This window comes from Trueperella pecoris (assembly GCF_014926385.1).
In the GTDB taxonomy this organism is placed as follows: Bacteria; Actinomycetota; Actinomycetes; order Actinomycetales; family Actinomycetaceae; genus Trueperella; species Trueperella pecoris.
Genome location: NZ_CP053291.1, coordinates 385,501 through 411,780 on the forward strand (window position 1 = coordinate 385,501; position 26,280 = coordinate 411,780).

Here is a 26,280-nt window from a genome sequence, read left to right on the forward strand (position 1 = left end):
AGTCCTCCCGGATCGTTCCGCGATAATGGGTGAGGCCGATAGAAAAGGTAGGGAAGATGTCGTTATGGCTGGCTGAGATCCCGCGGTTTGCCGCGATACTTGCTGTATTCTATATCCCAGGTTTCATTCTTGCGCAGATTGTTCACCGTCAAACGTTGATTCTTCGCGTAGCGATCGCACCTGCATGGAGTGCCGGTGCGGTCGGGTTGCTGAGTCTGCTTTACGGTATTTTGGGTGTGGCATGGACGCCGTGGAACGCACTTATCGGATATGCGGTGCTTCTTGGCTTTGTGTTCACGGCGACGATGTTAGTCCGACGCCGTCTGGGTGCCGTTGTGTCGATTCCTTATGAGCCTGGACATAAGCCAGTGCAATCACCACCGTCCTTGTGGCAACTGGCTTTGCCCGCACTCATTTTTGGTCTGATTGCAGCACTCCCCATTCTTAGAACCGTCCCGCCAAACGGACTTATTCAAGGCGGCGATTCCCAGTTCCACATTGGTCTGCTATGGAAAATGATCGGTGATGGCCTAGCTTCACCGCTGATGGCAAGTGCCGGGATGATGGGGCTCAATCCATCACCAGGTTTTTATCCAACGGCGTGGCATGCCCTTCTTGCTACGGTCACCCCACAGGCAAGCCAGGCTCTAGTTACGGCCAACGTCATGCTGATTGTCGCGCCGGTTTTATGGATTTTTTCCATCATGTCGCTGACCTGGGCACTGACGAAGGATCGAGCTGCGACGTGGTGGGCTTTGGCTGCTTCGGGACTCGTGCCCATGGCACTCATTCGTCTTGAACTCATCACCACTCTGTGGCCGTTCGTAGTGGGAATGGCGCTCATGCCTGGAGTGCTGGCAGTGGCAGTCCGTGAGGCGCCGACTATAACACCTTTGTGGAAGCGCTCGCGCCTCGGCGCCGTGGCCATGGTAGCTTTGCGAACGATACCTGCCCTGGGCCTGTTGGTATTTCATCCTTCGACATTCCTTCCTGTCGCTGTGGCGGTGTGGCTGTGGGCACTTATCTATTCCGCCCGCCATATGTGGAAAGAATGGCGTCATGAGGGATGTGACCGCTATCGTCTCGGTGCATGGGGAGGAGCGGTGTTTTTTCTCATCGCTATGCCCCAGCTGGTTTACACCTCGGCGTACGCCTCGCTCTTCCAGCTACATCGCTTGCCGCAAGTTTCCTTCTCGGGCCTGCCGACCAAGCTGATAGCGACTGCGACGATGTATTCACCTGGTGGTGGCCTTGAGAATTTTGTATTCTACATTGCCGTTTTCATCGTGACCTCATTCGCGGCCCTGACGGTTTGGCGCACGCGCCGCTACCGTTTATTGGTGATCGCATGGGGCGCCCAAGTCCTAGTGGTGTTGGCATGCTACATTCCAATGCCTATTTTCAACCGGTTAACTTCGCTATATTACAACGTCCCCACCCGTGGGCTTGTGGGAGAGGCAGTCTTCCTCGTACCGATGGTGGCGGTTGCTGCCACAACGTGGATGAAATGGCTTTCTCGCAAGCGGCGCGTCCTGCACACGACAACGGTGAGCCTTGGGGCGTCGGCTCTCGTTTTCGTGGCGCTGACCTCGGTCTCATATCGCGCCAATGCGCAGGCTTCCTACGAAATGGTTTACCCAACCTCACGCGGAGTCCGATTCCTCGCCAGCGCTCCCGAGATCGCGCTCATCAAACGGGCCGCACAATTACCCGCGGATTCCTATATTCTTGGTGATCCGGCTGCCGGCGCATCGCTGATCGAGATTGCATCGAACCGACGTGTGGTGTGGCCATATCCCGGCCTTGAACAGGGTCAAGATGACAAGTACCTTGCCGAGCGCTTCAACCAAATCCATTACAACCCGCGCGTGTGCGAAATCGTACGCCAATACGGTATTACTCATTTTTATAAGGATCGTCCGGGCTGGTACAACTCGAGCTATACGGCAGCCCGCCGGCCAGGCTTGTACCAGGTTGACACAGAAAAGGGCTTTACATTTGTTGATCGGGGCGGAACCGCCGCGATCTACTCAATCGACATGTGCTATGACCCGACGTGGAAGCCGGAAAAGTGGCCAGCCCCGGCGTCTGCCCGATACGAGGCGCTGCCCGGCCAGCCCTCGATCTGGTAAGGCGGCATAGTGCTGAGCCCCGCGGAGGACCGCGAGGCTCAGCACTATTACAAGTTACTTAGCACGCTTGATCAGCTCAGCGACGACCTTTTGGGCAGCGTCGCCGGTGCCGTAAGGGGCGGCCTCGGTAGCGGCCGGGCGCGGGCGCGCGATTGCTTCAGCGAGCTGCTGTCCAGGCTCGGCCAACACATTCCAGCCCAACTCGACCGTCTCGACCCACTCGGTCTCGGTGCGCACGGTCGTACACGGCACGCGCATGAGGAACGCTTCCTTCTGCAGCCCGCCCGAGTCGGTGACGATCCCCTTGGCGTGCATGGCGCTCGCGAGGAGATCGGCGTAGGGGAGCGGGGCGTGGACACGGAGGTTACCGCCCTCGAGCGGGAGCCCATGGTCGGCACACTTAGCCACCAAGCGAGGGTGGGCAAGGATAACGATCGGATCCGGAGCCTGCTGCAGGGAGGAAATAATGGCAGCCAGGCGCTGCGGATCGTCGGTGTTCTCGGCGCGGTGGATGGTGGCCAGCAGGTAGGAACCGGCAGCCAAGCCGAGCTCGACGGCAACCGGGGAATGGCTAGGATCGAGCTTGGACAGTTCTTCGAGCAACACGTCCGTCATCACGTCACCGACAACTACGGTGCGCTCGGCCAAGCCCTCGTGAGCGAGATGATCGGCGGCGACCTGGGTGGGAGCGAGCAGGACGTCTGCGGCGTGATCGGTCAGAACACGGTTGTGTTCTTCGGGCATCGCGCGGTTGAACGAGCGCAGGCCGGCTTCGAGGTGGGCGATCGGGTAGTGGAGTTTAACCGCGCTGAGGGCTGCCGCGAGGGTCGAATTAGTGTCTCCATAAACGAGGACCCAGTCCGGGCGGTACTTGTCAAGAATCTCATCAAGCTTACTGAGCATGGCGCCCGTCTGGAGGCCATGTGAGCCCGAGCCGACGCCGAGGTGTTCATCGGGCGCTGGGATGTTCAGCTCAGCGAAAAATACGTCCGATAGGAGCGGGTCATAGTGCTGACCTGTATGGACGATAGTGTGAGTGATGCCCACACGCTCGCATTCGTGAGAAATGGGGGCGAGTTTAACGAATTGGGGACGTGCGCCGACGACGCTTAGAATCTGCATAGTGACATAATAACGGCATTAGCCGATAATGAGTGAGGGAACTGTGAAGGCCGTCATCGCATCAAGAATTTTCACACCGGAACCTGCCGCGGCAAGCTTCCGGTTGCGCGCGCTCGCCCGGGAGATTGTCAGCCGTGGCGGAACGGTTGACGTTCTCACGACGACGGCGCCATCAGCTGTCCCCGATACTCTGTCCGAGCCCGGAATCACCGTTCGTCGTGCCCCAGTGCTGCGCGACTCCGAGGGCTATGTACGAGGCTATGCCCAATACATGAGTTTTGACATTCCGCTCTTTTTCCGTCTGCTGGTCATGAAGCGTCCTGATGTAATCATCTGTGAGCCGCCACCAACAACGGGTTTCTTCACACGGATCGCGGCAGCGATCCGGAGAATACCCTATGTTTACTACGCGGCTGATATCTGGTCGGATGCGGCTGATTCGTCCGCACCCAAGCCCGTCGTCAAATTGCTACGCTTTGTGGAGACGTGGGCGATGAGGGGGGCAACTGAGGTAATCACAGTTTCCGATGCCGTAGCTGATCGTCTCCGCCAGTTAGGCGTCGCCCATATCACCGTGGCTACCAATGGTATTGATACCGACGTGTTCACCCTCGAGGGCCCTGAGGCAGATCCCCGTCCTGGTGTGCGCTATTTTGTTTACGCAGGGACGGCCTCAGAGTGGCAAGGTGCCGATGTGTTTGCCAAAGCGATGAAGATTGTCCACCGGGAGGAACCTGACGTGAAGCTCTGTTACCTCGGTCAGGGAAGCTCGTCGCAGACAATTGCACAGATTGCGCAAGAGATGCCTGAGGGCGTCGTGACACAAATTGGACGTGTTGCGCAGGCAGAAGCTGCAGCGTGGCAACGGCACGCTGCAGGCGCACTTGTCTCAATCAAACCTGGGTTGGGGTACGATTTCGCAATGCCCACGAAAGTGTATTCTGCTTTGTCGACCGGAACTCCTGTCGTTTACGCAGGTCCTGGACCGCTACGTGGGCCAATTGCCAGTGCGAACTTAGGTGAAGTTGTCGATTACGATGCGGACGCAGTCGCGGCCGCCATGCTTGCGGTTGTGCGAGCTCCCCGAGATACACGGGAGCGAGTCCGCTTGCGTCAATGGGTAATCGACCACCATTCGCTAGCAGCCACAGCCCGCGCCGCATACGGCGGTGTTGAGAAAGCAATGCGTTAATGATAGTTGGCGCCTTCGCCCTTGCACTGCTTGTGCTGGTCGTCGGACCCGGCTACCTTTTGGCGCGGACCATACACGTAAGGCCCGCCATCGCCCTAGTAGCCGCCCCGGGGATGACGCTCGCATTTGTCGGCGTCGTCAGCTTGGCGTTCCATGTCATGGGTGTGCGCTGGCAACTGGCACATGTAGGATATGCCTTCCTAGCTGTGACACTTGTTGCGGTGACCTTAGACGCACTGGCCAAAATGATAGGTTGGCGCAATCACTCAGAGGCAGCCGAGTGCTGGTCGGCAAGGTGGTCGTGGGCAGACACGGGTTTGGCGTGCGTCGCCGTGGCTGTTCTCGTGCTACCGGCGGTTGTCTTAATTGATTTCGGGATGCCAAGTGCACAAGCCGACCCGATGTTCCATTACAACGCCATCCATGCCATCCATCACCATGGTGACGCTTCGATACTTGGTGCGATGCAAGCCAACTACGGTATTCAGACTATCGCAACCACTTATCCAGCGACCTGGCACGCTATCATCGCTCTTGTCGCTGATGGAAGCACAGCGATCGTCGCTTCCCATGCCTTCGCGTATCTTGTCCTTCCCCTGCTTTGGGTGGGCTCAATTGGTTTCTTTGCACGCGTCACCCTTCCTCGCCATGCAGCGCTACTCGTTCCGCTTATTTCCGCATGCCTTGTTTATTTCCCCACCTTCTTGATCCTTTTTCGAGGGTTTTGGCCTAATGCCTTGGCTTTCACCCAGGTGCCTGCCGTGCTGGGCCTAATTGTTCTCGCTTGGCGTCAGTTTTCTTCTTCAGGGAGCCTATGGATGGCCGCGAGATCCGCTTTTATCCTCTTCATCCTCATGGGGGGTCTAGGGCTAACTCACCCATCGGCTGTTTTCTCTGTTCTTTGGTCCCTAGTGCCAGGTTGTCTCTACGCGCTCGGCGTCACCTGGCATCATGGGAGTCCGCTACAGCGTCGACGCGTGTTCAGTGTAACTATAATGTTGGTGCTGGCGATCAGCCTCTTGTGTGCACATCCCATCGTACGTGGTTACCTTCTACGTAAACACCCGCGGCAGTGGAGCACCGCTGAACGCTGGGCCACGTTACGAATGAGCTTGGCTGATATGCCATTGGTTGTGCCGATTGTGGGAGCTCTCGTTCTACTTATTTTGGCAGTTTTTGTAGTTATCTGCGTGCGTTCGGTGTGGAAGAGCGCGCCGATCCGCTGGGTGGTGCTGGCTTGGTTCGCGCAGTGGCTCCTCGTATTTGGTGCCTATGTTGATGGCAATATCTTCTCCCACGCCGCTGGAATTTGGTACCACGACCCTAAGCGACTTCTCGCCATCCAGACGATCTTTACGGCCACCATTGTTGCAGCATTCCTGGCAAAGGTTGGTGCCCAATCAAGGAAAAAGTTCATTGTGCTCGCCAGTTCTCTCACTCTTATCGCTACCGGGATGCAACTAGTGCTGTATCACAACGGGGGCCAGCCACCCATCGGTCAGACCAAAATGATGACGCAGGCGGACTACGACTTTTTCTCACACCTCGACAGCTATGTGCCTAAAGGATCCCTTGTTTTAGGTGACCCCGCCTCAGGGCTGGGGTATGCTCCGGTTGTATCTGGAGTTGATACCGTTTATACCCAGGTGAATCGCACGGCAGTTGACCGGGATGGAACTTACCTCGTCGCCTATTTTGATGAGATTCATACTGACCCTTCTGTTTGTTCGGTCTTGTCCCACTACGGTATCGGTTACTTCTATCAGGTTGATGATTTTGTCTTTCAAAAGCGTGCGCGATCTTTACGTTGGCCTGCTTTCTACGCAGTTGATACCTCTCATGGCTTCACTAAAGTCGCCACTACTGAACGCGGCACGCTATGGAAGATCACCATGTGCGATGCGGCTCCAGCCGTTAACTGGTGGGACACGCAACGACGTCGTCATCCTCTCATCACACCCGCGAGGTTTAGTGAAAAGGCTGAAGAAGCCCAACGGCGCTCTTAGCACGACCAAGGCTATTGGGTGGATGTTGAGGTATCCAGTGTGCGAGCGGTTATAGTTAGTCAGCAACGTCATCATCAAGGATCTAGTCGGGTAAGCTACATCTAGGAAAATTGGAGTTCTAAAGGAGAACCAATGCGTATTGCAGTCGTTGCCATGGGCAAGATCGGACTTCCGCTCGCCGTCCAGTTTGCCGATATGGGGCACGAGGTTATCGGCGTTGATGTGAACGAGGAAACCGTTCGTCTCATCAACGAAGCCACCGAACCTTTCCCCGGCGAAGCCCACCTCCAGGACAAGCTCAGTCAGCTGGTTCCCGCAGGCAAGCTCCGCGCAACGACCGATTACGCCGAGGCGATCCCGCAAGCGGATGCGGTCGTGCTCGTCGTTCCGCTGTTCGTCAACGACGAGACGTGGAAGCCGGACTTTGCCTGGATGGATGGGGCCACCAAGTCGCTGGCCGAGTACCTGACGCCGGGCACGCTCATCTCTTACGAGACCACGCTTCCCGTCGGCACCACGCGTGGGCGTTGGAAGCCGATGATCGAGGAGATTTCCGGGCTGAAGGAAGGCAAGGACTTCCACCTCGTCTTCTCCCCGGAGCGCGTGCTGACCGGCCGCGTCTTCGAAGATCTTCGCCGTTACCCGAAGCTCGTCGGAGGCCTGTCCGAGGAAGGCACCAAGAAGGCCATCGAGTTTTATGAGGCTGTCTTGACGTTCGACGAGCGCCCTGATCTGCCGCGCGAAAACGGCGTGTGGGACATGGGCTCGGCGGAGGCTGCCGAGATGGCCAAGTTGGCGGAGACCACCTATCGCGACGTCAACATTGGCCTCGCCAACCAGTTCGCCGTGTACGCCGATTCCGAGGGCATCGATGTGCAGCGCGTGATCGACGCCTGCAACTCCCAGCCTTACTCCCACATTCACCGTCCAGGCATCGCTGTCGGTGGCCACTGCATTCCGGTATACCCGCGCCTGTACCTGTCGACCGACCCGGATGCATCCATCGTTCGCACCGCTCGCCAGTACAACGCCGGCATGCCCGAGTATGTGGTGGGCCGCGTCGAGTCGCTTCTCGGTGACCTGACCGGACAGAAAGTTGCCGTGCTCGGCGCCTCCTACCGCGGTGGCGTGAAGGAGACGGCGTTTTCTGGCGTCTTCGCCACGGTTGACGCGTTGCGCGCCAAGGGGGCCGAGGTCAAGGTCCACGACCCGATGTACACCGATGAGGAACTCGCCGCGTTTGGTTGGGATGCCTACCGCCTCGGCGAAAAGGTGGCCGCCGCCATCGTGCAGGCCGACCACGCCGAATACAAGACGGTCACGCCAGCAGATTTCCCCGACATCAAGGTCATCTTCGACGGCCGCCGCGTTACTGATCCGGCGCTGTGGGTAGGAACCCCACGCCTCGTCATTGGCGACGCCGAAGCTCGTTAAAGAAGGCAGCACTTGACGAGTATTACAACACTACGTAGCTCCAAGGAGCTGTTACGTAACCTGACGCTACGAGAGGTCAAGGGCAAGTACAAGCGTACTGCCCTTGGCCAATTGTGGTCCCTTGCCAACCCGTTGGCACTGATGATTGTCTACAGTTTCGTTTTTGCGATCGTTATTCGCGTCAATGTAGCTCCCGGCAATCCATCCGGCGTGAATTTGTTTGTTCTGTGGCTCATGTGTGGCCTGTTGCCATGGACTTTCTTTTCGAACGTCGTCAACGGCTCCATGTCTGCGGTGACCGGGAATGAAAACCTCATCAAGAAGGTCTATTTCCCGCGTTGGGTCCTCGTTATATCTAACACTTTTGCAGCGGTGTACCAGCATGCATTTGAACTCGCCATTCTTATGGTGGCGATTTTGGTGGTGGGGTCAAACATCATCATCTATGTTCCACTCGTGGCGGTCACAGCGATCATGCTGGCGCTGTTTGCAACCGGTGTGGGTTTTTTCACCTCGATTGCCAATGTTTATTTTCGCGACGTGCAGCACTTTGTGGGAATCTTCTTCCAGCTAGGCTTTTATGCCTCACCGATCGTCTATCCCGTGACTTATGTGCGCGAGCTTTCTGATTCGATCGGCCCTCTCATAGGGTCAATCGAAATCATCCACCTTTATAACATTAACCCGTTTGTGCACTTCGCGGAGATTTTCCGCAACCTGATGTACGACGGGCGGTGGCCTAACTGGTCGACCTTCGGCATCCTTGCCGCGGTTTCGCTTCTCACGTTCGTGTGGGGTTGGCGGACGTTCACCAAGCGTCAGGACTATTTGGCGGAGGTGCTGTGAGTCAGGCAGTTAGCGTCAGTCATGTACGCAAATCATTCAGGATTTATAAGGAACGTAACAACTCGTTGAAGTCGGCAGTTATGCGGGGGCGCCGGTCAGTGCACGAGGAGTTTGTTGCTCTTGATGACATCTCCCTTGAGATCCCGCAAGGATCCACTTTCGCGCTTGTGGGCGATAACGGATCGGGCAAGTCCACGTTGCTCAAATGCATCGCGAAGATATTGGTGCCTAATTCAGGGACGATCACTCGCCATGGCAAGATCGCTGCCATGCTTGAAGTCGGGTCGGGTTTCCATCCGGAACTGTCTGGTCGAGACAATATCTACCTTAATGGGTCGATTCTAGGTATGACGCGTGCTGATATTGACTCTCGCCTCGATGAGATCATTGCATTTTCGGGTGTGGAAGAATTCATTGACCAGCCCGTGAAAAACTATTCCTCGGGCATGTATGTGCGTCTGGGTTTCTCGGTGGCGATCCATACCGAGCCGGACATCCTTCTTGTTGACGAGATCCTTGCCGTTGGAGATGCCTCCTTCCAAGAGAAGTGCATCAAGAAATTTGTTGACCTCAAACATGAGGGAAGAACGGTGATCGTCGTGTCTCATTCGGTCCCTCAGCTCAAGCAAATGGCGGACAGGGCAGCGTGGATTAAAAACGGCAAACTACAGATGGCCGGAGATGCTGACCCCGTTTTGGATGCCTACGACGATTCGACGCGTTATTTTGCCGACGGCGACGAAGTGGGGAAGGTCCGATGGGGAAGTGGCGAGGTTCGCGTGACAAAGGTGGAGATCTTGCACGGGGATGGCGATCCTGTCACGGGATCTTTGCCTACGGGGGCGGAGACTGTTTTCCGGCTTCACTACCACGCTTTCCAGAGAATAGACCAGCCTGTCTTTGGTTTCTCTCTCCTGGCTAACGACGGAACGTATTTGTGGGGAAATAACACCCGCGATTTGAGATTTGGAGTGGAATATATCGAGGGAGAAGGAACGGTTGACTGCCGTATTCCTAATCTGACGCTCCACCCTGGTCTCTATACCATCGATGGCTCGGTTGTAAATACAACGACGGAACACGTTTACGACTACGTGCGAGAGGCCGCGCGTTTGGCTGTACGAAATGGGATTCCATTCGAATCGGGCGGATACATGATCCTTGACGGACGTTGGTCGATGCCCGGGCGTGACGAAAAGGATTACTGGGGACGCCCAGGAAAGCCGTATCTGGAGATCTCATGATAATTGCGATCATCACGCTCGACACCTTCGGGCAGCGGATGGCCGGCCCGGCGATCCGCGTGTGGGAGATGGCCACCGTTCTCAGCTCCGATCATGAGGTTGAGGTCTTCACCTTCGGTGCGGTCGAACGCGAAGGGGAGACTTTCTCCCTTCGCCGTACGCGCGTGGAGGATTTCCGACGCGAGCTGGGCCAGCCCGACGTCGTCATCATGCAGGGCTACCTCATCAAGACCTTCCCATGGCTGGCGAACGGCAATTTCAAACTCGTCGTCGACCTGTATGACCCCTTCCATATCGAATCCCTCCAGGTCGAGCGCTTCCATCCGATGGACGAACGCATTCGGGCGCTCGACCACTCCCTGGCCGAGCTCAACTTGCAGGTGCGTGGGGGAGACTTCTTCCTGTGTGCGTCGAACAAGCAACGTGACCTATGGCTGGGTCATCTCGCTGCCCTCGGGCGCGTTAACCCACTCACCTACGACGACGATCCCCAATTGCGCCGTCTGATTGACGTGGGCTCTTTTGGAATCCAGTCGACGCCGCCGTCGAAGACCCGGCCGGCGATACGCGGAATCATCCCCGGTATCGCACACGACGACAAAGTGATCGTTTGGGGAGGCGGGGTCTACAACTGGTTCGATCCTCTCACGGTTATCCGTGCAGTTGACCGTGTCCGTGAGACTGTGCCAAACATTCGTCTGCTCTTCATGGGTGCTAAACACCCAAACCCGGATGTGCCCGAGATGCAGATGTTGCGGGATGCGCGCGCACTCTCCGACGAGATGGGCCTCACCGGCAAGCACGTATTCTTCAACGAAGAATGGGTGGAGTATTCGGATCGTCATAACTACCTCCTCGAGGCTGACATAGCGGTGTCCGCGCACCTTCCCGGCCTGGAGACCGACTTTTCCTTCCGAACCCGCATGCTTGACTATCTATGGGCAGGTCTGCCGATCGTGGCCACGGAAGGTGATTATTTCGCCGAACTTATCGCCGATCGTGGATTGGGAAGAACGGTTCCCTCCCAAAACGTAGAAGCGATGTCACAAGCTTTTTGTGCTCTCCTGTCTGACGACGTCGGATGTGCTGCATGCGCTGAGCGGGTGTCTGATGTTGCTCGGGAATTCCATTGGGATAAGGCACTGGCGGCGTTGGTGGCCTACTGTCGTGACCCATGGGAGGCGGCGGATCGGAAGCTTGGACGCCGTGAAGAAGGCACGAATCTCATACAACCGACGAGCCCATCCGTGCTCGTGCGCAAGGCATTACGGCTGGCGCACGAGCACGGAATAAGAAAGACGATAGCTCAGGGTAGGCGCTATCTTGCACGTAACAGAAAGCGTTTTACTCGCTTCTAACAAGCCTCTTAAGTGCGTGATAGATGGACGCGAGAATCTTGCGAAGTGGCTTGGGTAGCTTGTCGATGATGGGCTGGATCGGTCCAGCGATTGAGCGGGGGATGTGCAGGCGTTTCGTCTGCGTTTCCCGAAGGGCTCTGGTAAGGGCAACGATGATGTCGTCACGCTCAGCAATGTCAGCATAGGCCCGCGCAAGCTGTGCCTCAAGTGCGGCGATTTCGGATTCCGTGCGATTATTATCGATATCAGCCATAACACCATCCTACGTGCCTGATCCCAGCTGTTAGCATTCGTAGTATGAGAATCCTTCAGGTCAGCGCCCATTATCCGCCCGATTTTGTTTCGGGCGGTGCACTCATCCCGCAGCGATTTGCCACCGAGCTACAAGCGCGCGGGCACGAGTGCTCCGTTTTTGCTGGCAATCTCCATAGGCTAGCTCCTGGGGAGGTCGCCGATGAGTGGCAGGGAGACATCCGCGTGCGGTGGGTGGGCAACTCCAATGCGCTGGCATGGTTTGATGTGTACAATGTGGACAATCCGGCCATGTATGGCCCCTTTGAAGAATTTGTGGCCGAGGTTAAACCGGATGTGGTGCATTTTCATTCCATCCAGACGATCGGGGCTGGCGCTCTGAAGATCGCGCAGCGTCACGCGCGCGCCGTTGTCGTGACGATGCACGATTTTTGGTGGTCATGTGCTCGTCAATTCCTCGTTGATCAGGCGGACAAACCATGTTCGCCGGTGGTCTCGGCTGCGAATTGCCAGTGCGCCGCCGGGCGCAAGCATCTTGACCAGCGCAATCGCTGGCTCGCCGACCAGCTCACCTACGCTGATCTCATTCTCTTCCCCTCCGCCTCGGCCCGCGACCTCATGATTGCTAATGGCGTTCCTGCTCACAAGAGCGCGGTCAATGAAAATGGCGTGGACTTCGTCGGACTTGAGCGGGCCCGCACCGCCGTCGACCGGCCGGTCCGCTTCATTTACACGGGCGGGGAGGCCACGATGAAGGGCTTCGAGGTGTTGCGCGAGGCGTGCGCGAGCGCCGAGGTCGCGCCAGGCACAAGCCTCGATGTGTATAACACTCCCGACGATGGCTTCCCGGCCTGGGTCCGCAGCCAGCCCGCTTACGGGCGGGAGGATTTGCCGCAGATCTTTGGCCATCACGATGTTTTGATCCTGCCTTCTCTCATGCGTGAATCGCATTCGATCGTCACCCGTGAGGCGTTGAAGGCGGGAATGGCGGTTATTGCCACGGATTCGGTCGGGCCTGAAGAAGTCATCATTGACGGACATAACGGGCGAATTGTGGCAGCCGGAAGCGTCACCGACCTGCGGGCGGCGATCGAGGAACTGTCCGAGCCGAGCAGGGCCTTTCAACTCCTCGGACACGGCTCGGCCTCGCCGATTGTGAGCGTCAGGGACCAGATCGACGACGTCGAGGCGCACTATCGCGCTCTCCTCCGTGATATCGACCACCACGCCCCGGCCGTCACGGTCCCAGAGCCTGCGACGCCAGAGCCTGCGGCGTTGCAAGGTCCCGGCGACCAATCGGAGGCCATCGTTCGCGCGGGTGTGGCCAGGGCGATCCGCACGGTGGTTTTCGTCGTCGGGATCCAGGGGGCCATGGCGCGTTACCGGGCCCATCTGCCCGCAGAAGCACTCAGATTGCGGGGCATGACCACTGTGGTCATGCATTACCGCGACCCGGGACTTTCAGCGGCCGTGCTTAGCGCTGACGCGGTGGTCATCTACCGAGTCCCGGCGACGAACCAGGTTCTTGAACTTATCTCGCAGGTCAAGAACCTGCCGCGGATAGTCCCCGTCCTTGGCGATATTGACGACCTCATCTTTGACCCCGACATCGTTGATAGTCTCGATAACCTTGACAGCCTATCGACGGAAGAGCGTGAACTGTGGGTGAGAGGCATACACCGGTACCGTACAACTCTTGATGTGTGTGACTACTTTGTTGGATCGACACAAACTGTCTCACGCGAGGGCGCGCGACTCCTAGGAGTGCCCGCCCAGCGATTTGCCAACGGCATCGGTCACCTGCTCGGATCAGCCAGTCAAGAACAGACTTATCGTGAACGTACGCCCGGGCCGTTGCGTATCGGTTTCTTTTCAGGAACGAAAACCCATGACGCCGATTGGGCTTCCATCGAAGGCGCAGTGGCGCAGGTGCTGGCGAGTCGGCCAGAGGTTGAGCTGTGGCTTGGCGGACTAGTGGAACCCACCGCGGCGCTCGAACCATACTGGGAGCGTATCGTGCGGATTCCCTTCGTAGCATGGTATGAGCTTCCTGCCTACCTGCGCGACCTGGACATCTGCCTTGCCCCGCTGACAGCCGATTCGATCTTTAATGAGGCAAAATCAGCTATCAAGTGGCTGGAGGCAGCGCTGGTAGAGACTCCGACTGTGGCATTCCCCTCCCAGCCATTCCGCGAAGCCATCGACGATGGACAGACGGGCTTCTTGGCACGAACTCCCGAAGAATGGGTAACGGCGATTACCTCGCTCATAGACGACGATGCGTTGCGTACCCGAATCGGCCGGCGTGCCAAACGCGCTGCGCTGTTGACCCTATCGCCTATTCTGCAAGGCAGAGCTTATGAAACAATCCTTGTAAATGCATGGCGCCACGTCCAAAGGAACGGACACAAGAATAGGGGAACTTTCCCTCCGGTCCTCGACGACGAGCCAGCGCTCGCGGCCGCGGCTATCATGGAACGTTACGAATTGCCCAAGGTGCGTCACAGGGCTGTCGATGTCGTTCGGATGACGAGTTTGAAAACCATCCATTCTCTGCGTGTCAATGGTGTTAGCGGGACGATGCGTAAGGTGTACGCCAAGATACGAGTCGGACAATGATGAGTTACGTGTTGGGCGCTTTTGTCCTCGCTGTCTTTACGACACTGTTTTATGGCTTCGGCGCGGCGCTGCGCAAGGATGCGGGCGGATTTGCAGCGAACCTCGTCGTTGGCTACATCGGTCATAGCCTATTAGTCGCTCTCCTCGTAGTGCCGCTGCAACTCTTGCAAGCGCCGTTTTTGGCCGTTGTCGGTTCTGTCTCTGCAGTTATGGCAGTAACGGTGGCATTCACCGTGGTTCGTTGGCAGCGTGAGGGCTTGTGGGACTCAGGACCGGGGATCAAAAGGCTTGTGGGCGAAAGCTATTTCCTTTTTCTCATTGCATTTTCCCTGATGGTAATTTACCTCCTGCAAACGGATTTGATTTGGAACAATAACCATACCGATGATGGCTTCTATCTGGTCAAATCCGCCACTTTGCCCTATCTCGACCAGCCATTCTCGACGATCTACGGTACGGGTTTTCTTGACACCTCCGCGGCGTTTAACACCTACCATCTCAGTTCCATCCAGGCGGAGATGTCGGTCTATATCTACGCGCTGAACATTGATCCTGTCTTTTTTATGCGAGGTGTACTGAACTTCTTCCACTACCTGCTCGCTGCAGCTTCAGTAGCGTGGTTTGCCGAAACTCTGGCTACCGGTGCGTTTTTGAACTTGCAGCGTTCATGGGCCCAATATACATCCGCGATTTTGCTATTGCTCTCTTTTGAATTCCGGTCGATGGATGCCTGGCGCTTGCTCTCTGCCCAAGACTTATGGCAGTTCAATGGGGCGATGTGGTACGGCGGTAGCATCGTGCGCGTCATGGGTATTTTGTGGATGATCACCCCGTTCCTAAACGCTAAACGCATTGGTGTGCGCGAGATTGCGCAGGCAATGGTCATCGGCGTAGTGCTCATCTCGAAGGCAGTTGCAGCTGCCCCGATTATCGTCATTGCAGGGCTGTCTTACCTCTTCGCTTTTATAGCTACGAGTATCCGTCGCAGGTACATCGCCACCATCGGCCTCGCCGTGGGCGTGGTCATTGCCGGGTACGCGGTCAACAATCAGCCTGAAATCGACGCTCTGATTGTTTCCAATGTCCTGCGTAATATAACCTCACCCTTACTGTGGTTAAGTGCCCTGAGCCTGCTTACGGGTCTCATCATCTTCCGTACGACGCCGCTGAGGCGCGTTGTGTTGATTTTCGTTGGGCTATTGGCTTTCATGGTTATTCCCGAGGTCAACGACATATTCGAAACGGCTTCGGTGTTCGACTTTGTGGCTCTTCGGGCTCAAACAACGGTTTACTACACCCTCACCATTACTGGTGCGGTGTGTGTAGGAATGATCGTGGCCAGGTACGCCGAGCGACGTTTCACAGCGCTTCATTATGGCCTAGCATTCATGTTGGGGGTGGGGTCAGTGGCCTCGACCGTGCCGGCCTACGGGAATCCATTTGGCACGCTCTCAGCCATGGCATCCTATCCGTTCCTCATGCCCAGTGACACTGCTGCTCTGTCCAAGAAGCTAGAGGAGATGTCCCAAGGCCATAACCTAGATGCGATCGTGCCCGAATGGGTAGAACTTCGCCATCGACGTCACTATGTGGCTACAGTTGTGCGTACGTATGCTCCACACGTGCGATCTATTTCTGCCATCACGCGCTTCGGCTCTTCCGATTCACCCGACTACCCTGAATGGTGGATGGCCGCCCAGTCCACATACGACGCTTTCATTGCTGATCCCACCGAGGAGACCTACCATGTATTCTCACAGATCCTGAAGCGTTACCCGATCGACGTCGTCGTCATGCCTCATGATGGTTTCGAGAAGTTTAAAGCCGAAGATAATTTCCTGAGCGTCGACCGTGTGGGAGATTATCGGATTTACCAGCGGACTAGGTAGGGCTTCTCGGATCTCGTGGTTGTATCGAACAATTAACTTTGTGTTAACAAATGATTTCGATGATCTCTCGAAGTAGGTTGTAGGCGCCTTCATTGATCAGGCAAATACGAAAGCACTCGTTTTATTGCTGTTCGGATTAGGGATATTCTTTTACGTTTTGGTGTAGCTAGGACTTGTGAATTCCTCACATTAAAGTCGATATAAGTAAATTGCTAAGAAAGACTAACTAGCCTTAGAAACTGTAAGAGTCGTCATGCCGTTGCATCTTGCCAAATGCACAAGAGAATGAGTTTACGCGCCTTACAAGCATGCAGGCCTCTGACGTAAGAGGGAGAACCTGATGTTGCGCTACTCGAGTTCACAGGCAAGGTCCATAGCACAACTCGTTGTGTTCTTGTCTAACAAGCCCAGTGCCCTTCACGCAGACAGTTTAGGCTTTGCACTCCGCGATAGGATAGTTGGCATTGGCGTGAATCAGAGGAGAAATATGCACTGGACAATCATTGGCACCGCCGGAATGCTGGGCACCGACCTGTCTGAAATGGTCGCCGAACGCGGCTACGAGGTAGTGGCTATCGACCGCCCGGATATCGACATCACGGATCCGCGGTCCGTGGGCGAGCTCGGGCAGACGGACGTGATCGTCAACTGCGCCGCCTACACCGCTGTCGACCCGGCCGAAGAGCACGAGGCGGACGCGTTCATGGTCAACGCCGTGGGCCCGCAGCTGCTGGCCCGCCGCGCTACAGAGTTGGGGGCGCGCCTCGTCCACATCTCGACCGACTACGTCTTTGGCGGCGACGCCGGATCCCCGTACGGCGAATATGCCCCGATCTCGCCGAAGTCGGCATACGGGCGCACGAAGGCGGCGGGCGAATGGGCCGTTCGTGCGGAGACGGATTCGTACTACATCGTGCGTACCGCGTGGCTCTACGGCGAACACGGCAAGTGCTTCCCCAAGACGATGGCCAAGCTCTCCGATACGCATCCGCAGCTGTCGGTGGTCACGGACGAGGTCGGTCAGCCCACCTGGACGCGCGACCTAGCCGACCTTATCATCCGCCTCGTCGAGGCACAGGCACCATCCGGGATCTACCACGGAACGTCGTCTGGCCAGACCAACTGGTACGGCTTCACCAAGGAGATCGTCGCCGCCTACGGCAAGGATCCCGAGATGGTGGGGGAAACGACCGCCGCGGCTTTCAAACGCCCGGCGCCCCGCCCGTCGTACTCGGTGCTCGGCCACGATGCGCTGGGCAGCTCTGGAATCGCCCCCATCGGGGACTGGAAGGAACGCTGGCTTCAGGCCGCACCGAGCGTTCTTTCCGACCTCGGATAAACGACGCCGGAGGGCGGGGTAACCCCGCCCTCCGCAAACGCTTATTTCTCCAGTAGCTGCAGCAGATACTCGCCGTAGCCAGACTTGACCAGCGGCTCGGCACGGCGGCGCAGCCCGTCGTCGTCGATGAATCCCATACGCCAGGCGACCTCTTCCGGCGCGCCGATCTTCAGACCCTGACGGGCCTCGACGGTACGGACGAAGGCGGTGGCGTCCGCGAGCGAATCGAACGTGCCCGTATCGAGCCACGCCGTTCCGCGGGGGAGCACCTCCACCGAGAGCTTGCCGGCCTCGAGGTAGACCCGATTGACGTCCGTGATTTCGTACTCGCCACGCGCCGAGGGCTGAAGGTTCTTGGCGATTTCCACCACGTCGTTGTCGTAGAAGTACAGGCCCGGCACCGCGTAACTCGACTTCGGATGGGCTGGCTTTTCCTCGATGGATAGGGCGCGGAAGTCGTCGTCGAATTCAACGACGCCGTAGCGCTCCGGGTCCGTCACGTGGTAGGCGAATACGGCGCCTCCGTCGGGGTTGATATTGCGGCGTAGCTTGGTGCCCATACCCGGACCGTAGAAGATGTTGTCTCCTAATACGAGTGATGCTGGCTCGTTGCCGATGAAGTCCGCGCCGAGGACGAACGCCTGTGCAAGGCCATTGGGGACCTCCTGGACGGCGAAAGATAGGTTGATGCCGTATTGAGATCCGTCACCCAGAAGGCGATGGAACTGTGGCGCGTCGGCGGGGGTAGTGATAATGAGGATGTCCTGAATACCCGCCAGCATAAGGGTGGTCATCGGGTAGTAGATCATGGGTTTGTCATAAACCGGTACGAGCTGCTTTGATGTGCCTAAGGTGATGGGATGAAGGCGCGTGCCGGATCCTCCGGCCAGAATAATTCCATGCATAGTCCTATTGTGTCCCAGATGGGGCAACATTTGGGTGAACTAACAAAAGGAAAGTAAATATGAGAAGTAAAGAGATATCAGCTGAGGACCGTTCTGCCCTCGTGGCGGTGACCGTCTTCCCGCTCATCATTGTGCTAGGTGCGGTGTGGGCATATTTCTTCCCGGCAGTTGCATCCCACCTGACACCGTATATCTCTCCAGGCCTGGGATTCATTATGTTCACCATGGGGCTGACCCTTACAGTATCGGACTTCAAGCGTGTCGCCGAGCGGCCGCTCGCCGTCCTCATCGGCGTCGCCGCGCAGTACATCATCATGCCCGCGGTGGCTATCGGATTGGTGTACCTGCTCAACCTGCCCGTGGGGCTCGCCATCGGCTTCATCTTGCTCGGCTCCGCTCCAGGCGGCACCGCCTCGAACGTAGTGGCCTACCTGGCCAAGGCTGATGTGGCTCTCTCAGTCACCCTGACCACGGTCTCCACGCTCCTTGCCCCAATCTTCACGCCGTTGCTTGTGCAGTGGCTGGCGGGAACGTTGACCGACATCGACGGCGTCGCGATGGCTATCTCCATCCTCAAGACCGTCGTCGTCCCGGTCGTCGGCGGCGTCGTGCTGCGCCTCCTCATCCCCAACGTGATCGACAAGCTCCTGCCCGTCCTGCCGTGGATTTCGACCCTGGGCATTTCGGCCGTCGTCGCTGCCCTTGTTCCGGGCTCGGCTGCGGCGATCGCCTCCGCTGTCGGCGTCGTCTTCGTCGCCGTCATCTTGCACAACCTTGCGGGCCTGCTCATCGGCTACTGGGCCGCTCGCGCGACCGGGTCTTCGCCGCGCGTGGCGCGAACCGTCTGCATCGAAGTCGGCATGCAAAACTCTGGTCTTGCGGCCACGCTCGGCAAGACGCACTTCGCCGCCACCCCCGAGGCCGCCCTTCCCGGCGTCATCTTCTCGGTGTGGCACAACATTTCGGGCGCGCTGCTGTCCCTCTACTTCCGCCGCCGGGCCGAGGCCGAGGCCGATCGCAAGCTGGCCGCGCAGGCCGCGGCGCTAGCAGACAAGGTTAACGTCTAGGGCGGTTGCGTGCTCTGCGGCGGCGACAGCGGTCAGGTCGCGGTCGTCGCCGACCAGCACCACCGCACCGCCGCGGCCCAGCACGCCGTAGGCCAGCGCGATGGCCTGGCGTGAGGTGGGCTTGGCGACGGCGAGGCTACCTTCGCAGGCCAATCCCCTCTCCTCGCAGCCGCACGCATCCTCCCACGTGTCGGCCGAGTCGGCGGGCGCGAGTAGCAGCGCGTCGGGCTGGGTCATGACCTCCGCAGAGCCGTCGGCCACCCCGGAGGGGAGGGGGCCGCTCCATGCGAACGCGAAAGAATCAAGATTGAGTGCGACGACGACGTCGGCGTCGGCCGACTCCGGATCGTCGGTCACGACGACGTCGCCGCCTCGTGCGTGTTCACGATCCATCACGTGGGCGCCGGTGACGAAGCCGGCCAGGGCCCAGGCCACGGTCTTCCAGTGCGGCGGAAGGTCGAGGACGAGGCAGGTTCCGGGTTCGACGTCGCACTCGTTGCTCAGGTAATTGGCAATTTTCGCAACGTGATTGGCGAGGACCTTGCCAGAGAGCTCGACGCGCCCGTCGGCGTCGTACCAGGTCAGGGCCGGCGATGTGCCGCGCCCAAGGAGGGTGTCATAGAGATCGCGGGGGCTGGTCATGGTTGGGTCCCTAGGTAGTCGGTGTGCAGGGCTTGCGGGGCCACGCAGTCGATCGCTGCGAGGCACAGCTCGGCCATGTCGGGGTGGGCGGCCGCGACGTAGTTGGGGCAGTCGTAGGCGCCCGCCGTCGTTCTCGAGTGATCGTCGCGAACGCCGATCACGATTCCTCCGGCCGCCTGAACCAACCCGAGGCCGGCGCCGATATCCCACGGCTGGGTCCCCATCCCCATGCACCCGCCGAACGTGCCCTCTGCGACCCCGGCGAAGTGAAGCGCGGTCGAGCCCAGACGGCGGACGGATTTCGTGCCCTCAAGAAGCTTGCGGTATCCCACGGCGGCACCCGCTTGGTCGTGGAGGCGCTCGGAGGGAAAGCCCGCTGCGAGGAGGGAGCGTTGCGGGGGCTCCTTGCGCACACGAATCGGGCTCCCGTTTCGGTATGCCCCCGTGTCGTCGGACCGATACAACACCTCGCGCGTGGGTTGATAAATGACGCCGGCGATGACCTCGTTCGCACGTGTGGCCGCAATCGACACGCACCAGTAGATCAATCCCGAGGTGAAGTTCGCGGTGCCATCGATGGGGTCCACCAGCCAGACGACGTCGTCCGTGCCGGGCTTGACCTGCTCGCCGCGGGCGTTGATCGCCTTGCCCTCCTCCTCTCCGAGGATGAGGGAGTTGGGGGCGCCGGCGAAGATGACTTCGCGAATGGCCTTCTCGGCCCGGCGGTCGTGGATGGTGACGGGATCGTGAAAATTGCGCTTGTACTCGATTTTTCCCGGATCTTTGAAGGCCTCGAGGAGGGCTGGGCCGACGGCGAGCGCCGCGGATTGGGCGAGGTCGGCGAGCGTGCTGGGCGTGAGTGTCATGCTCAATATGTTTCCACACCCGCGGCTATCTCGCGCATTTTTCCACGGGTCGTGAAAGGCGGTCAGGCGAGATCAGCAATATCTCACATCCGTGGCATCAAACCTTGAACAACACGCCGATGAACCTGTGCAAGTGTTCAACTCGCCTTGACTTTGGGAGGTTACACGGCTGTAATTTAACCTAGGCAAGTTTGAAATGGAGGACCAGGATGTCGAAAGCGACCTCGTCGCTCCGCGCCGCTACTGGTTCGGACGATTCTCGCGTGGCGCAGAGTCTTATGCAGGGCATCTTTAATCTCGGCTATGGTTTTGCCGAGGAAGCTGACCTGTCGTGGATGGAGGAAGCGCTGTGCGCGCAGACCGATCCAGATATTTTTTACCCTGAAAAGGGCGGCTCTACCGCTCCGGCAACGTCAATCTGCAAAAACTGCTCCGTTCGGGCTGAGTGCCTCGAATACGCAGTGACCAACGATATCCGCCACGGAATTTGGGGCGGGACCTCGGATAACGACCGCAAGCGTATGGCTCGCGAGCGTAAGGCAGCGCGCGGAGGTCGCTAGGTGCTGGGCGATGTGACTCGTGAAAAGGTCACGGCAATCGTGGTTTGCCACGGCCGTGACCTTTCTTTTTTCGCCGACACCCTGCGCGCACTGCAGGCCCAGATCCATCAACCGGAGGCTGTTGTGGTCCTCGTGCCGAGCATGGAGGAGCGATTTGTTTCGCCCGTCCGCGAGTGCTTCGGCGTCGAGGACCAGCGCGTCCACATCACGCCCGCTTCGGGAGCCAACCTCGCGCAGATGCTGGCCGGGGCGGATTTTCATGACGCCGACTGGCTTTGGCTCCTCCACGCGGACTCGGCCCCCGCTGAGCGCGCCCTCGATGCCCTGTTGCGGGCCGGCGAGGGTTCGAATCGCATCGCGGTGGTGGGGCCGAAACAGATCGCGTGGGAAACCGCGCCCGCGCCCGTCCTCCTCGAGGTGGGTATCCGCGCCACTCGTAGCGGACGCCGGGTGCCTGAGGTTGAACCCGGGGAACGCGATCAGGGGCAATACGATTCGCGAACAGACGTCTTGGCGGTGGGAACCGCGGGAGCGCTCGTGCGTCGAAGTGCGTGGGACGAGCTCGGCGGGCTCGATCCCTTCCTCGGCCCGTTTGGTGACGGGCTGGAGTTTTCGCGACGCGCCCGGCGTGCCGGCTACCGCGTGGTGGTCGAGCCGCAGGCCGTTGTCCGCCACGGGCGGTCGGGGCTGGGCGGGGATCGATCCTTCGCCGAACTCCGTCGGGCACAGATCTACAACGCGCTGATCGCGGCCCGCCCCGGCGCCGTCGTCGTCAATATCCTGGGATTTTTCCTGCTGGCCTTCGCCCGCTCGGCGGCGCGACTCGTCGTCAAAGAGCCCGGGCTCGCCTGGGCAGAACTCAAGGCCGGCCTGAGCGTCGTGACGATGGTCGACGACGTCGTGCGCGGACGTCGGCGCCTCGCGCAGGTTTCTACGGTGGGGCCAGAGGCCCTCTCGGCGCTGGAGGCCAAACCCGCTGATATTCGCCACGCGCGCCGCGAATCGCGAAGGTCGGCGAAAGAGGCGAAGATCCTGGCCGAGCGCCCGGATCCGTTGACGATCAAGGCGCGGGCCGACCTCGCCCGACATTCGCGCAACGGCGCGCTCATCACGGCAGCCGTGTCGGTCCTGGCTGCGGTGGCGTTTTTCCTCCCGGTCTTTTCTTCGGGCGTCCTCGCCGGGGGAGGGCTCGCCGCAGACCGCACCCAGGCCCCGGATCTTGCGCGTCTTATCTGGACAGGCTGGTTAAACTCCGGTGACGGTCTTCCCTATGCGGTTGACCCCCTGTGGGCGATTCTCCTGCCGTTCCTCTTCGTGGGCCACCCCTTTGGTATGACGCTGGGCGCACTGGCCACCGGCGTCCTCTATCTCGCGATGCCGGCCGCGGCTCTCGGCGCATACCTGGCCGCGGGGCGGCTGACGACGTCGTGGGTGGTGCGTACCGTCCTCTCCCTGACTTGGATCGTTGCCCCGTCGTTCGGGGCGGCGCTGTGGTCAGGCCAGATCGGCGCGGTCGTCTCACACGTGCTCCTGCCAGTGGCGGTGTTCGCTATCGCGGGGGCGTGGCGCGGATCCGCGCGCAACCTCGGGCTGGCGGCGCTGGTCTTCGGGGCCCTCGCGGCGGCAGCCCCCGTCTTTGGGCTCGTGGCCGTCCTCGTCGCCGTTCTGGGTGTATTCCTGCGGCCCGGCCAGCGCAAACGGTGGCTCTGGATCCCGGCTCCGGCGCTGGCGATGTTGGCGCCGACCCTGCGCGGCGGGCTCTCCCCGGATCTTCTTTTCGCCCAGGCCGGTGTGCCGACCCGCGACCAGTTCGTCCTCGACACCGGCCTCGCGGCCGCCCCGCTCATCGTCGTGGTGGCAGTCGCGGCCCTCGCGCTGGTGCGCTTGCACAGGATGTGGCAGATCCGCCTCGGTTGGCTCATCTCGGCAGCCGGGCTGGTAGTCGTCGCCCTCGCGCCCTTCGCTCAGGTTGGGCGCGAGCTAGTCCCCGGCGGCTACGTCACGCTCGGGGCGTCGACGGCGGTCGGCTACTCGATCGCGTGGCTGGGCCTGTGGGTCTCGATCGTGGCCGGAGCAGATCGCCTGAGGACCGCGATGCGGCGCCGTTCCTTTGGGCTGATTCAGATCACCGGCGGGCTGGCCATGGTTGCCCTCCCGCTCGCCGTCGTGGCAATGGGCGGACGCTGGGTCGCGCTTGCGGCGGGCGAGCCCGAATTGGGCGCCAAGACGCCGGTCGTTCCCGCGCTCGCCGAGGAGGCCTTCTCGCGCAACGAGCGCGTCCTGAGCCTGACCCTGACCTCCGAGGGGATGACGGCCGAGCTCTGGCGCGGAGCGGGCATGGAACTTCACGAATTCACGATGGCGCGCGGCCTGAACGAGGCCGCAGCCGTCGCCGCCGGGGCAACCGCCGACGCGGCGAACATCGACTTCGGCGACGCCGTCGCCGGCTTGTTCGCAGGAACAGCGCAGGCAGCGACTGCTCTTGCCGATCACGCCATCAACATCGTCCTCGTCCCTCCGCTGGCTGACGGCGACTCGCCCGAGTTCCGCGCCCAACTGGTCGGACGCCTCCACACGGTTCCGGGCCTGCAATACGTGACGACCGGCGAGGCGGGAACCTTCTGGCGCGTCGCCCAGGAGACCCGGCGCATCAGCGCAGACGGGGCCACGCTCACGGACGGCCTCCTCGGGGCTCGCGGAAGTATTGACCCCGGTCAGGCGCGCACACTCACGCTCGCCGAACGCGCCGATGCGCGCTGGCGCGCCACCGTCGGCGGAACAGAATTGGAGGCCGGCCAGGGCTGGAATCAAACGTGGGCCGTGCCGGCAGGGATGAGCGGCAAGCTGACCGTCAGCTTTGTCGACCCCGTCAACCGCGGCCTCGTCGTGGCGCAACTGGCCACCATGCTGGCCAGCTTCGTTGTGACGCTGCCGCTACGGCGTCGTGTGGGAGGTATCGAATGAGGGCCAAATCGTTGCTGGCGGCGCTGACCGGCGTCGTCGTCCTGGGTGCAGCCGCGGGTGCCGGAGCAGCCACCTACCTCACGGATAGGGAACTGCCGGCCAAGGATGCGGCTTTCGCGCCCGCCTACCAGGGGCAAACCGGCCCAGTCCGATCCTCGCTTCTGTGCTTTGCGTACCCGACCATACCAAACCCCACCGCCGGGATCGACGCGGTGCACGTCGAGGAGGAAAAGTCCTCCTGGGCCGGCGTGTTCGCCGATGCCGAGGCACACCTCATCTCGCCCACGGGCGCCAAAGCGGCATTCACGGGTGCGGCCCCTGATGCTTTTATCGTCGACTCTCCCATGAGCGCCAAGCACGTCGCGGGCCAGGTCGATTCGCCGGCAGACGCCGTCGTCGCGGGCGCATCGATCCAGAACGCCAAGGCGGGTGACTCGCGGGGCCTGGCGGCGGCTACCTGCCAGTGGCCGTCGAATTCCGTGTGGCTCGTCGGCGGCGCCTCGAAGGTGGGAAATTGGCTCTCTCTCATGATGGAAAACGCCTCGCCGACCCCGACCACCGTCAACATCGATGTCTATTCCTCACGCGGCAAGCTGGAGGTGACTCGACCTGCGATCACGCTCGAGGCCAACGCGACCTTCAGCGGCGACCTCACCGGCATCATCGCCGAGGATGAGCGCATCGCAATTCGACTCTCGTCCGATACCGGTGCCTTCGTTGGTGCGTTGCAGGTGGCGGCGCTCGACGGCGTCAAGCCCGCCGGAATCGACATCCTCAGCGACGCCTCCGTGGGCACGAGGACCGTCATCCCCGGACTCATCATCCCCGACGACCGCTCGACCAGCGCAACCGTCCGGGTGGTCAACCCCCATGCGAGTCCGGCACAGGTCAATATCGCGACGATTTCAGCCGACGGGCTGACCCCGCTTCCAGGCGGCCAGGGCGTGACGGTAGCGCCGCAGGCCGTTCTCGACCTCTCGTTAGACGGGCTGGCCCCGGGCTCATACGGCGTCCAGGTCAGCGCCGATCAGGAGATTGCCTCGGCCGTGGCTCTCACGCGAACGGATACGGACGGCGTCGACAAAGCGTGGCTTGCCGGTAAGAAACAGGTGACCAAGGGTGGGCTGGCCATCGGCCCCTACGCGGCCCAGCTCGTCCTGACTGGCAACGCTCGGGCGACGTGGACAGCCTACGACGCCGCCGGCGCACAACTCTCAAGCGAATCGGTCACCGTCAAGGAAATCGCAACCGTCGACGTCCCCGCCGAGGCGCACTTCCTCACGCTCGAAGCCGAGGAACCCGTGTACGGGGCAGCGATGCTCACCAGCGACTCGGGCATCGCGTGGGTGGCCCTCACCCAAGACTCAACGTCGAACCAGTCTGTGAAGCTGACCAGCCGGAACTAGTCCTCCTCGCCGCCGTCAATGACGGTGAAACGCGGACGCGTGCGCGGGCGAGCCGGGCCGTGGCCACGCACATCCGCGGCCGGGCGATGAACCTCTCGTTGTGCGGGCTGCGGAGGCGGAACATCCCGCTTGGAGGCCTCCCGGATCGCGTCGGCGAGCGCAAGGAGATCGTCCGTGGATGGGGGCGCGTCCTCGAACTCTGTTTGCAGACGAATCATCTGCCACCCCACCGGAACTGTGACGTGATTGGCATGGTCCTTGCAAAGGTCGAACGCGCCTTGCTGAGGAACGGGGGAAAGCGGGCCAATAACGGCGGTCGCTTCACGGTAGCCGTACGTCATCGTTGCGACGGCGGGCTGGGCGCAGCCGACGCGGGAACACTTTCGAATGGGACTCACGGGGTCTACCTTAGTCACTTACGCCCTTCGATTGCCCTA

Annotated in this window: 20 protein-coding genes; 14 read left to right on the forward strand and 6 right to left on the reverse strand. The window is 60.0% G+C overall.

Annotated features, from left to right (window positions below; translation table 11 throughout):
• Positions 1-56: 56 nt before the first annotated feature.
• Entirely contained in the window at positions 57-2,132 is a 2,076-nt protein-coding gene (locus tag HLG82_RS01845) for a DUF6541 family protein (protein WP_193327050.1), read from the forward strand.
• A 54-nt stretch (positions 2,133-2,186) separates the two neighbouring features.
• Here the strand turns inward: HLG82_RS01845 and wecB are convergent, their stop codons facing one another.
• Entirely contained in the window at positions 2,187-3,254 is a 1,068-nt protein-coding gene (gene wecB, locus HLG82_RS01850; protein ID WP_193327051.1) for a non-hydrolyzing UDP-N-acetylglucosamine 2-epimerase, read from the reverse strand.
• Positions 3,255-3,282: 28 nt separating this feature from the next.
• Here wecB and HLG82_RS01855 point away from each other — a divergent pair, with 28 nt between their 5' ends.
• The 6 genes from HLG82_RS01855 to HLG82_RS01880 all read left to right on the forward strand — a co-directional run bounded on the left by HLG82_RS01855 (position 3,283) and on the right by HLG82_RS01880 (position 11,334).
• Positions 3,283-4,446 carry a glycosyltransferase family 4 protein gene (locus HLG82_RS01855; protein WP_193327052.1) on the forward strand — a complete coding sequence of 388 codons (1,164 nt, stop codon included), beginning with the start codon at positions 3,283-3,285 and terminating at the stop codon, positions 4,444-4,446.
• Entirely contained in the window at positions 4,446-6,452 is a 2,007-nt protein-coding gene (locus HLG82_RS01860) for a DUF6541 family protein (RefSeq protein ID WP_193327053.1), read from the forward strand. The genes HLG82_RS01855 and HLG82_RS01860 overlap by 1 nt, the downstream gene beginning before the upstream one ends.
• Before the next feature lie 132 nt (positions 6,453-6,584).
• Positions 6,585-7,886, forward strand: coding sequence for a nucleotide sugar dehydrogenase (locus tag HLG82_RS01865; RefSeq protein WP_193327054.1), 1,302 nt, complete (start codon positions 6,585-6,587; stop codon positions 7,884-7,886).
• Positions 7,887-7,898: 12 nt separating this feature from the next.
• Entirely contained in the window at positions 7,899-8,732 is an 834-nt protein-coding gene (locus HLG82_RS01870) for an ABC transporter permease (RefSeq protein ID WP_193327055.1), read from the forward strand.
• Positions 8,729-9,976 (forward strand): ABC transporter ATP-binding protein, encoded by a 1,248-nt coding sequence (locus HLG82_RS01875; RefSeq protein WP_216858957.1) that lies wholly within the window; start codon positions 8,729-8,731, stop codon positions 9,974-9,976. Before HLG82_RS01870 ends, HLG82_RS01875 begins: the two co-directional genes overlap by 4 nt.
• Complete coding sequence (locus HLG82_RS01880; RefSeq protein ID WP_193327056.1) at positions 9,973-11,334, forward strand: glycosyltransferase family 4 protein; 1,362 nt, start codon at positions 9,973-9,975, stop codon at positions 11,332-11,334. Before HLG82_RS01875 ends, HLG82_RS01880 begins: the two co-directional genes overlap by 4 nt.
• Here the strand turns inward: HLG82_RS01880 and HLG82_RS01885 are convergent.
• Positions 11,321-11,587 (reverse strand): hypothetical protein, encoded by a 267-nt coding sequence (locus HLG82_RS01885; RefSeq protein WP_193327057.1) that lies wholly within the window; start codon positions 11,585-11,587, stop codon positions 11,321-11,323. The genes HLG82_RS01880 and HLG82_RS01885 overlap by 14 nt on opposite strands.
• A 44-nt stretch (positions 11,588-11,631) precedes the next feature.
• Here HLG82_RS01885 and HLG82_RS01890 point away from each other — a divergent pair, with 44 nt between their 5' ends.
• The 3 genes from HLG82_RS01890 (at position 11,632) to rfbD (ending at position 17,433) form a co-directional block, all read left to right on the forward strand.
• Positions 11,632-14,205 (forward strand): glycosyltransferase, encoded by a 2,574-nt coding sequence (locus tag HLG82_RS01890; RefSeq protein ID WP_193327058.1) that lies wholly within the window; start codon positions 11,632-11,634, stop codon positions 14,203-14,205.
• Positions 14,202-16,094, forward strand: a complete 1,893-nt coding sequence (locus tag HLG82_RS01895; RefSeq protein WP_193327059.1) for a hypothetical protein — start codon at positions 14,202-14,204, stop codon at positions 16,092-16,094. The genes HLG82_RS01890 and HLG82_RS01895 overlap by 4 nt, the downstream gene beginning before the upstream one ends.
• A 487-nt stretch (positions 16,095-16,581) precedes the next feature.
• Positions 16,582-17,433: a dTDP-4-dehydrorhamnose reductase gene (rfbD, locus tag HLG82_RS01900; protein ID WP_193327060.1), complete on the forward strand. Its 852-nt coding sequence runs from the start codon at positions 16,582-16,584 to the stop codon at positions 17,431-17,433.
• A gap of 41 nt (positions 17,434-17,474) precedes the next feature.
• On the opposite strand, the gene rfbA is transcribed toward rfbD, so the two are convergent.
• Entirely contained in the window at positions 17,475-18,338 is an 864-nt protein-coding gene (gene rfbA, locus HLG82_RS01905; protein ID WP_193327061.1) for a glucose-1-phosphate thymidylyltransferase RfbA, read from the reverse strand.
• A 59-nt stretch (positions 18,339-18,397) separates the two neighbouring features.
• Between rfbA and HLG82_RS01910 the strand changes: the two genes are divergently transcribed.
• Positions 18,398-19,405: a bile acid:sodium symporter family protein gene (locus HLG82_RS01910; protein ID WP_193327062.1), complete on the forward strand. Its 1,008-nt coding sequence runs from the start codon at positions 18,398-18,400 to the stop codon at positions 19,403-19,405.
• Here HLG82_RS01910 and HLG82_RS01915 read toward each other — a convergent pair.
• Positions 19,382-20,047, reverse strand: coding sequence for a TIGR03089 family protein (locus HLG82_RS01915; protein ID WP_193327063.1), 666 nt, complete (start codon positions 20,045-20,047; stop codon positions 19,382-19,384). The genes HLG82_RS01910 and HLG82_RS01915 overlap by 24 nt on opposite strands.
• A complete protein-coding gene (locus tag HLG82_RS01920) occupies positions 20,044-20,913 on the reverse strand; it encodes an inositol monophosphatase family protein (RefSeq protein WP_246462457.1) in 870 nt (289 codons plus the stop codon). Before HLG82_RS01920 ends, HLG82_RS01915 begins: the two co-directional genes overlap by 4 nt.
• 209 nt (positions 20,914-21,122) lie before the next feature.
• Here HLG82_RS01920 and HLG82_RS01925 point away from each other — a divergent pair, with 209 nt between their 5' ends.
• The 3 genes from HLG82_RS01925 to HLG82_RS01935 are packed head-to-tail and all read left to right on the forward strand — an operon-like array spanning position 21,123 to position 25,843.
• On the forward strand, positions 21,123-21,473 hold the full coding sequence (locus tag HLG82_RS01925; protein ID WP_439654668.1) for a WhiB family transcriptional regulator: 351 nt from the start codon (positions 21,123-21,125) through the stop codon (positions 21,471-21,473).
• 12 nt (positions 21,474-21,485) lie between these two features.
• Positions 21,486-24,437, forward strand: a complete 2,952-nt coding sequence (locus tag HLG82_RS01930; RefSeq protein ID WP_193327065.1) for a glycosyltransferase family 2 protein — start codon at positions 21,486-21,488, stop codon at positions 24,435-24,437.
• Positions 24,434-25,843 carry a DUF5719 family protein gene (locus HLG82_RS01935; RefSeq protein WP_193327066.1) on the forward strand — a complete coding sequence of 470 codons (1,410 nt, stop codon included), beginning with the start codon at positions 24,434-24,436 and terminating at the stop codon, positions 25,841-25,843. The genes HLG82_RS01930 and HLG82_RS01935 overlap by 4 nt, the downstream gene beginning before the upstream one ends.
• On the opposite strand, the gene HLG82_RS01940 is transcribed toward HLG82_RS01935, so the two are convergent.
• Positions 25,840-26,241, reverse strand: coding sequence for a DUF3499 domain-containing protein (locus HLG82_RS01940; protein ID WP_193327067.1), 402 nt, complete (start codon positions 26,239-26,241; stop codon positions 25,840-25,842). The two genes, HLG82_RS01935 and HLG82_RS01940, sit on opposite strands and share 4 nt — an antisense overlap.
• Positions 26,242-26,280 lie beyond the last annotated feature (39 nt).

Excerpts from the sequence above, each read along its gene's own strand:
- HLG82_RS01890 (WP_193327058.1), top strand. The coding sequence starts at position 11,632 with ATGAGAATCCTTCAGGTCAGCGCCCATTATCCGCCCGATTTTGTTTCG.
- HLG82_RS01925 (WP_439654668.1), top strand. The coding sequence starts at position 21,123 with ATGTCGAAAGCGACCTCGTCGCTCCGCGCCGCTACTGGTTCGGACGAT.
- HLG82_RS01935 (WP_193327066.1), top strand. The coding sequence starts at position 24,434 with ATGAGGGCCAAATCGTTGCTGGCGGCGCTGACCGGCGTCGTCGTCCTG.
- HLG82_RS01885 (WP_193327057.1), bottom strand. The coding sequence starts at position 11,587 with ATGGCTGATATCGATAATAATCGCACGGAATCCGAAATCGCCGCACTT.
- HLG82_RS01880 (WP_193327056.1), top strand. The coding sequence starts at position 9,973 with ATGATAATTGCGATCATCACGCTCGACACCTTCGGGCAGCGGATGGCC.
- HLG82_RS01865 (WP_193327054.1), top strand. The coding sequence starts at position 6,585 with ATGCGTATTGCAGTCGTTGCCATGGGCAAGATCGGACTTCCGCTCGCC.
- HLG82_RS01920 (WP_246462457.1), bottom strand. The coding sequence starts at position 20,913 with ATGACACTCACGCCCAGCACGCTCGCCGACCTCGCCCAATCCGCGGCG.
- rfbD (WP_193327060.1), top strand. The coding sequence starts at position 16,582 with ATGCACTGGACAATCATTGGCACCGCCGGAATGCTGGGCACCGACCTG.
- wecB (WP_193327051.1), bottom strand. The coding sequence starts at position 3,254 with ATGCAGATTCTAAGCGTCGTCGGCGCACGTCCCCAATTCGTTAAACTC.
- rfbA (WP_193327061.1), bottom strand. The coding sequence starts at position 18,338 with ATGCATGGAATTATTCTGGCCGGAGGATCCGGCACGCGCCTTCATCCC.
- HLG82_RS01855 (WP_193327052.1), top strand. The coding sequence starts at position 3,283 with ATGAGTGAGGGAACTGTGAAGGCCGTCATCGCATCAAGAATTTTCACA.
- HLG82_RS01910 (WP_193327062.1), top strand. The coding sequence starts at position 18,398 with ATGAGAAGTAAAGAGATATCAGCTGAGGACCGTTCTGCCCTCGTGGCG.
- HLG82_RS01895 (WP_193327059.1), top strand. The coding sequence starts at position 14,202 with ATGATGAGTTACGTGTTGGGCGCTTTTGTCCTCGCTGTCTTTACGACA.
- HLG82_RS01915 (WP_193327063.1), bottom strand. The coding sequence starts at position 20,047 with ATGACCAGCCCCCGCGATCTCTATGACACCCTCCTTGGGCGCGGCACA.
- HLG82_RS01845 (WP_193327050.1), top strand. The coding sequence starts at position 57 with ATGTCGTTATGGCTGGCTGAGATCCCGCGGTTTGCCGCGATACTTGCT.
- HLG82_RS01860 (WP_193327053.1), top strand. The coding sequence starts at position 4,446 with ATGATAGTTGGCGCCTTCGCCCTTGCACTGCTTGTGCTGGTCGTCGGA.